This window comes from Vibrio sp. M260118, assembly GCF_036533755.1.
Taxonomy (GTDB): domain Bacteria; phylum Pseudomonadota; class Gammaproteobacteria; order Enterobacterales; family Vibrionaceae; genus Vibrio.
This window is the reverse complement of sequence record NZ_JATABG010000487.1, coordinates 1-2,131: the sequence shown is the minus strand read 5'-3', so window position 1 is coordinate 2,131 and position 2,131 is coordinate 1. Positions and strand designations below refer to the sequence as shown.

The window sequence follows — 2,131 nt, the reverse complement described above, 5'->3', positions numbered from 1 at the left end:
CATAAACTGCACTGGTGTTGCTGGTGTGGTTTTTAATTTCATGTTCTTTGTTTGTTTCTGGTTATTTGTGTTGAGGTAAGAATGAGTTCTCGCGGACCTTTCTGCATTCGTAATGCCGCCGCTGATACGTTTGCAATGGTAGTTTTCTGTTTCATTTCTGGAATGATTATTGAGGTTTTTGTTTCAGGTATGACCTTTGAGCAATCTTTAGCTTCGAGAACACTTTCTATTCCAGTGAACATCGCCATTGCGTGGCCTTATGGGCTATTTCGTGACTTTATGCTTCGCCAGGGGGCTCGTGTATCTAATACAGGGGTAATGAAGAACATTTCTGACTTGGTAGCGTATGTTCTTTTTCAATCTCCAGTTTATGCAGCAATTTTGTTTACTGTCGGTGCCTCTACCGATCAAATCGTTACTGCCGTTGCTTCAAACGCCGTAGTTTCATGCGGCATGGGCGTTCTATATGGCTACTTCCTAGATATGTGCCGCAAGTGGTTCCGTGTTCCTGGCTACTACCAAAAAGCGTAAATTGACGCTTTCGCGCTCGAATTAGCTAGTTAGTAACCAAACAACTCTGTAGCCGCGCTTTTTTTAGGAATTTGGCTTGACCTAACCTAATAGAATCATTAAATTAGCGCCTCGTTAGTTTACGAAACTAACCACAATCTGATTCGGTGAGTTGTCCGAGTGGCTGAAGGAGCACGCCTGGAAAGTGTGTATACGGCAACGTATCGAGAGTTCGAATCTCTCACTCACCGCCACATTCTAAAAGGTCTGATTTATCAGGCCTTTTTTCATATCTAAAGGTTCTACAAGATAGCAGCAGCCCACACTGGAGCTAACACATGCTATCGAATCATCGCTTTCCTTCACGCAAAGCATTGTACCTTTTTTACCAGTAGAACAGGTGTCTATACCTTTCGGTGGAGCATTAGGAATAATGGCAAGCACCACCAGCCAACTCTGAGTTTAAAAACAAGAGATTACCTCACTGCTGTTAGGTTGGCTTCTGATTTAGCTAATCGACTTCTTCAGCTTTCTAGCCCTACCATTGACGAAGTTAAGTCAATTTATGACGACTTCAGGGGGCTTTGTTTCCTTACTCGGTTTTAGTTAAAAACGCGCCTAAAATGACTAGCTGTTACGCTATTACGACTGTTTTAGGCATACCTAACCCTGTCAGCTTATTTAACGCTTTTATCATGGCGTAAGTCTCACCAACCTGCGCATTGTAACTTCTTAAACTTAATGTACCGCTGAGCAGTTTCTTCACACGAAACATCGCCGTCTCTGAGAGAGAACGTTTATGGTAGCCGTACTTCTTTTTCCAATGCTTATTTGAACCATATAGCTTCTGACAACCGACCGCTAGATTGCGGGGATGACCTCGCTCCCAGAAGGCTGCGCCTTCCCTAGGAGGAATAAGCGGAACAGCATTTTTGACGCGAATAGCTTCGTAGCACAACCTTGTGTCGTAAGCACCATCGCCAGATATCTCATTGATTCTTCGGCGAGTTTGTTTGAGTAAGTTTGGAAGTGCTTCTCCGTCGCTTACATTCGATAAACTTAATTCAGCGGCAATGATTTCATGCGTGTTTGTATCGACCGCCAAATGTAGCTTTCTCCAGACTCTACGCTTCCCATCAGTACCATGCTTTTTGACTTTCCATTCGCCTTCGCCGTAGACCTTCAGACCAGTCGCATCAAAGGCTAACTGCTGGATGGCTCCTTTAGTTTTTGGCTTGAACGCGACGTTGACCGTTTTGGCTCGTTTGCTAATGCATGAATAATGAGGGCATGACAATGGCAGTTGAGCAAGCTTGAAAACAGAGTTGATGAATCCTTGCAGGCCTCTCAACGGCATTGAAAATACCCGTTTGACCATAAGAGCCGTCGTAATGGCTAAGTCACTAAACAAACGAGGTCTTCCACGGTTGCCTTGCTTGACCTGTTTCCAGTATTGGATTGCCTCTTCATCAAGGCTTTGTTGCGTAATTCAGACGAGAAACCAAACCTCCTAAAGTTGAGCGACTTTTATACAATATACTGAGTTTCAGGCATACCAAGCCCTGTAAGTTTGTTCAGTGCTTTGATCATGGCGTAAGTCTCGCCAACCTGAGCGTTGTAA

At 44.2% G+C, this 2,131-nt stretch carries 1 protein-coding gene, 1 tRNA gene and 1 pseudogene; 2 read left to right on the top strand and 1 reads right to left on the bottom strand.

Features of this window, described 5'->3' with window-relative positions; all coding sequences use genetic code 11:
• The first annotated feature begins 81 nt into the window (after positions 1-81).
• Together QTO00_RS18710 and QTO00_RS18705 are read left to right on the top strand one after the other, a co-directional pair.
• Positions 82-531, top strand: a complete 450-nt coding sequence (locus QTO00_RS18710; protein ID WP_331426109.1) for an L-alanine exporter AlaE — start codon at positions 82-84, stop codon at positions 529-531.
• A 145-nt stretch (positions 532-676) separates the two neighbouring features.
• Positions 677-764: transfer RNA gene (locus QTO00_RS18705), tRNA-Ser, on the top strand.
• A 380-nt stretch (positions 765-1,144) separates the two neighbouring features.
• Here QTO00_RS18705 and QTO00_RS18700 read toward each other — a convergent pair.
• Positions 1,145-1,984: pseudogene (locus QTO00_RS18700) on the bottom strand (IS5 family transposase); the annotation flags it as partial.
• Positions 1,985-2,131: the final 147 nt, after the last annotated feature.

What these genes read in the sequence shown, in the direction of transcription:
- QTO00_RS18710 (WP_331426109.1), top strand. Translation starts at nt 82, where the DNA reads ATGAGTTCTCGCGGACCTTTCTGCATTCGTAATGCCGCCGCTGATACG.